This window comes from Bradyrhizobium sp. (assembly GCF_019244115.1).
GTDB lineage: Bacteria > Pseudomonadota > Alphaproteobacteria > Rhizobiales > Xanthobacteraceae > Bradyrhizobium.
This window is the reverse complement of sequence record NZ_JAFATE010000285.1, coordinates 1-4,613: the sequence shown is the minus strand read 5'-3', so window position 1 is coordinate 4,613 and position 4,613 is coordinate 1. Positions and strand designations below refer to the sequence as shown.

5 protein-coding genes are annotated in these 4,613 nt (G+C 62.2%); 2 read left to right on the top strand and 3 right to left on the bottom strand.

Going from position 1 to position 4,613, the window contains the following annotated elements; genetic code table 11:
* Positions 1-486 (bottom strand): lytic murein transglycosylase (locus JOZ76_RS12830; protein ID WP_291698999.1); only part of this gene is annotated, 486 nt, incomplete at its 3' end.
* A 146-nt stretch (positions 487-632) separates the two neighbouring features.
* Complete coding sequence (locus JOZ76_RS12825) at positions 633-1,772, bottom strand: MFS transporter (protein ID WP_291698998.1); 1,140 nt, start codon at positions 1,770-1,772, stop codon at positions 633-635.
* 100 nt (positions 1,773-1,872) lie between these two features.
* Between JOZ76_RS12825 and JOZ76_RS12820 the strand changes: the two genes are divergently transcribed.
* Positions 1,873-2,109, top strand: a complete 237-nt coding sequence (locus tag JOZ76_RS12820; RefSeq protein WP_291698997.1) for a hypothetical protein — start codon at positions 1,873-1,875, stop codon at positions 2,107-2,109.
* 1,258 nt (positions 2,110-3,367) lie between these two features.
* Positions 3,368-3,571, top strand: a complete 204-nt coding sequence (locus JOZ76_RS12815; protein ID WP_291698996.1) for a hypothetical protein — start codon at positions 3,368-3,370, stop codon at positions 3,569-3,571.
* A gap of 143 nt (positions 3,572-3,714) precedes the next feature.
* Here JOZ76_RS12815 and JOZ76_RS12810 read toward each other — a convergent pair whose 3' ends face one another.
* Positions 3,715-4,485 carry a DUF5131 family protein gene (locus JOZ76_RS12810; RefSeq protein WP_291698995.1) on the bottom strand — a complete coding sequence of 257 codons (771 nt, stop codon included), beginning with the start codon at positions 4,483-4,485 and terminating at the stop codon, positions 3,715-3,717.
* Positions 4,486-4,613 lie beyond the last annotated feature (128 nt).

Here is a 4,613-nt window from a genome sequence, read left to right as displayed (position 1 = left end):
CTGGTCCGTAAAATATTCCGGCCTCCGGCAGTCATAGGCCAGCGTCGCGATCGAGGAGAGCATGTTCTGGTTGCCGCGCTGGCTGCCAAAGCCGGTCTCCATGCCCCAGATCGCGATCAGCGGCCCCGGCGGCACGCCATAGCGCTGCTCGATCGATGAAAACATCGCCGCCTGTGAGCGCCTGAGCTGACGGCCGCGCGACACGATCGCCGCAGCGCCACGCTTGGCGAGGAACGCATCGAGCGACAGCGAAAAACTGTGCAGGCTGCGATCGGCCGCGATCGTCGCACTCGCATAGCTCGTGCCCATCAGCGCGGAAATGCCGGCACCGCCGACGCCTTTGGCGCGGGCCTCTGCGGAAAACTGCTGCTTCCAGGCCTCGAATCCGCCCGGCCCGTTGCCGCAGGTTGCGGCATGCGCCGTAAAGTTCAGCGAGGCCGAGATGGCGATACAGACGAAACTCACAAGTGCCCTACGCGTGGTCATCAGAATTTCCCTTTGGCTTGTTGTAGGGTGGGCTAAGCCACCGGGTCGGCGCATAGCGCCGCCCGATGACAGGCTCCGCGTGCCCACCACTTAGTATAACGCACAAGAAAGATGGTGGGCACGGCGCTTCGCACCCTTTGCCCACCCTACCGACCCTCCGTCGTCACGGCACGCGCGGAGAGCGTGACCAGTAGCATGAGCGCGGCGAGCATCCAGAATGCGGCCGGCAGGGAGGCGAGTTTTGCCACGAAGCCGACGGCGGCGGGGCCGACCAGAATGCCGGCATAGCCGGTCGTGGTGATCGCCGCGACCGCGAGGCCGACCGGCATCACTTTTTGCGTGCCGGTGCGGCGGAACAGGATCGGCACGAGGTTCGAGGCGCCGAAGCCGATGAGCAGGAAGCCCGCCATCGCGACGGCCGCGACAGGCGCGAGCAGCACCACCGCGAAACCGCCGACGCAAAGCAGGCTGCCCCAGAACAGCGTGGCGCGATCGCCGAGACGCGCGACGACGGCATCGCCGGCGAGCCGGCCCGTCGTCATCGCGATCGAGAACAGCATGTAGCCGAGCCCGCCCTGCGCCGCCGGAAGGAGGCCGGCGCCGATGACCAGCAGCGCGCCCCAGTCGAGCACCGCGCCTTCGACCAGGAAGGTGACCGCGGCGAGCAGCGCAAGCAGCACCACTGACCCGTGCGGCAGCACGAACAGCGGCCCCTCATGTGCCTCGACCCTGCGAAGCAGGCGCGGCCAGGTGAAAACCATCGCGGCCAGCATCAGCGCTGAGCAGACCAAAGTGCTCGCAAGCGGATCGAGGTGCATCGACAGCAGCGACGTCATCACGGCGGATCCGGCGAACCCGCCGATCGAGAACAGCGCGTGAAAGCCGGACATCAGGAGGCGTCCGGCGGCGCGTTCGACCTCGACGGCGTGGATGTTCATGGCGACGTCGATCGAGCCGAGCGCGCCGCCGAAGACGAGCAGCGATGCGGCGAGTGTCAGCGGTGAGCCGGCAACCGCGAGCAGCGGCAGGAAAACCGCAAGGCCGAGCCCGCCCGACATGATGAAGGGCCTCGAGCCATAGCGCGCGCTCAGGACGCCGGTCACCAGCATCGCGCCGACCGAGCCGATGCCGAGGCACAGCAGCAACAGGCCGAGCGTGCCGTCATCGACGCTGAGCCTCTGCTTCGCGAACGGCACCAGCGGCGCCCAGCAGGCGATGCCGAACCCGGCCACCAGAAACGCAAACCTTGTGGCGAGCCGTGTCGCAGGCCGATCAGCAGAGAGCATCCAAAACTCCTGTCCGTCACATGAATCGTGCAGAGATAACGAAGGCGCGCGGCCCGCTTTTTACTTTGACAGCGGGGCCGAGATCGAGGACAAGCCAGCCATGCCGAAAAAACCTGGAACCAATCCGAAAGGCGAATTCGCCTTTTTCAACGTCGTCTATGAAGACGATTCGCAGCGCTCCAACCGCCGCGTACCGGCGGACTTGCTCGGCGGCCTCGACGGCGACGAACCGGCGCGCGGCTACATCATGGAGCAGGATCGCGAGATCGCCGAGAAATCCGGTCGCCCCACGCTCGCCATCAAGAGCATCAGCCGCGTCGGCGCGAAGAAGAAGTGAACGTAGCCCGCATGAGCGATAGCGACATGCGGGATCCCGGATATCGCTTCGCTCATCCGGGCTACGCCTTTCCGCCTTGCCGCTAGGGCTACGGCGGACAAGTCGGCGCAAACGCGCCTCGCAATGACGACCCGATTGCCTATTCAACCTGTCAAACAACCATTCATCCGTCATCGCCCGGCTCGACCGGGCGATCCAGTACGCCGCGGCCTATCGGCTCAAGCACAGCCGCCTCTGGGACACTGGATGTCACGCTCTTGGCCGCGCCGAAGCCTCGGCGCAGGCGGGAAGCGGGCATGACAGCGGAGTGATACGAGTCCGCATTCCCGCGGCACGACGTGCCCGAGTTGTGCGTTTACTCCGCCCTCGAAATCGCAGAGGGCGCAGGGAATGCCGGGAGCTGGCCGCCCCCATGGCCCGCCTGCAAAAAAGGTAGCAGGCGGCAGACACCACAGGTTCAGCCAAATCATCCCGGCATTCCCTGCGCGATGGTTTTAACGCTTATGGCGTGCTCTCCCCGGGAACCGGGCTCTTTTGCTCCCGTCACCGCGCGGCTCGTCACCGCACGCCTTGGCCTCAGCGTCGGGAGGCCAGGACCACACGCTTTTGCGTCCGTCTTAGCGCCGTTCGTCCGCACTACCAAATCGTGCGCGTCGCCAAAGCGTCCACCGCATCCCGCGCCCCACGTGTCGTGACGATCGGCCGATACGCCCCTCTTTCGAGCGAGGCGGGACGGCGCGCATCATGCTTCTGATTCGGCGAAAAGTCAAGGCTCTATTCTGAAAGTCGGAATTTACGGCTGCGACAGAACGGCACGACGGGCAGCCGTAGACCGCATGAGCGACAGCGACATGCGGGATAGATCCCGGATATCGCTGCGCTCATCCGGGCTACGCTTGCTGAAATTTTCGAACCCTGTCCATTGCGCCGGCGTTCGAAAATTGCCGGCCCTCTACAATTTCACGGCGCGCTAACGGAAAAAGTTTGACGCGCTGAACTTTCTCTGCGCTTAAGTCCTGATGTTCGTCGCGGGAGAATTGCCCGCACTCTTGAGGACCACCGTGATGCGCAACGCATGCACACACATCACAGGGATTGCCGCCCGCGTCCGGCCGCTCACGCGGCTGGCCGATCGGTCGTGCACGTCCGTGACGACGCGGGGCCCGAATTTTCAGCTCGAAGCCGGGCTGATCCGCAAAACAAGAGTGTAATCCACGGCGCAGGGCCGCTCCCTCCGCCGCACCGGCAGGAGGGCAAGATGAACGCCCGCAACGACGTCAAGAAACCATTCGATCAGAACTTGGACCCGAGGCTTGTGCTGGCCGCGGTTCAACTGCGATTTGCCGCGCGGGTTGATGGTCTGGTGGCGCGATGGCTGCAGCGCTGCGCCGCGAAAGTCGAGGCCGCACAGCACTTGTTCGAGACCGACCGGAAGCCCACAAGTGAGTTCGGAATGACGTAAGCACTGTCGTTTCATTGATACGTTGGGACGAACTCTTCACGACTGGATGTGCTCATGCGGGCAAAGGAGGCGTAGCCCGCGGAGCGACAGCGACATGCGGGACCGCCGGCAAAATCTCGCTACGCTCATGCGGGCTACGCTTGCTATATCGCCAATTGGCGTTCCGTAGACCTTTTCGTTGGAAACTCGTCCCAAGTTCGTCCGTCCAAAATCCGACCGGTCCGCTTCTTGTTGACGCCGCCCCACTGCTTGAAGTGGAACGCCACGCTGGCGGCCTTGCACTGGTCTCTAATTGATCTAACCCAATCAGCGCGCATTTCGCGCGCTCCAGGACCGCTTTCACCGCCAGCTATTGCCCAATCGATATCTGTGAGGTCTAGCTTCTCAAGCGGCCCCAGGAGGGGCTCCAAGCTTAAGAACTTGATCACTGCATTTGTTCGCCGCAAGCAGTCGATTCGCCACTTAAATTCTTCATTTTCGACGCTCACGCCAAGCCAAACGTTTCGTGGCCAAGGGAGCTGGGCTGAGAGCGCTTCAACTCTCTCAGCTCTCTTGGTGAGAACTTGATAAGTATGCTGCGGGGTCGACGCCATTGTGTCGAAGACCTCACGAATGAATTCTAGAGGTATCCCTTCATGGAAAAGGTCAGACATCGAATTTACAAAGATCGTTCTTCCGGATTTCCATTTCTTCGGCAGTTCAAGCGCATTACGATCTAGTACGATCCGGCCATTCCACTTTGCCCGCCCTCCACTGACACGCGTGGTGCCAGAGTATTTCCCTTGCCCCATCTTCTCTAGACGATTCGCCAAACGCATCGCATAACAGTTGGTGCATCCAGGGGAAACGATCGTGCATCCACCCACGGGATTCCAGGTGGCTTCTGTCCACTCAATGGAAGAATTGGTAGCCATCCAAGTTTTCCTAAGGAAATGCAACAATCACGTGATCAGCGAAAGTCCCCTTTTTTCGCTTTGCGGGCGTTGTCTTTATTTTGCCCTCGGTTTCCAAGGCCAGCAGCGCATCTTTGTAATTCTTCTTG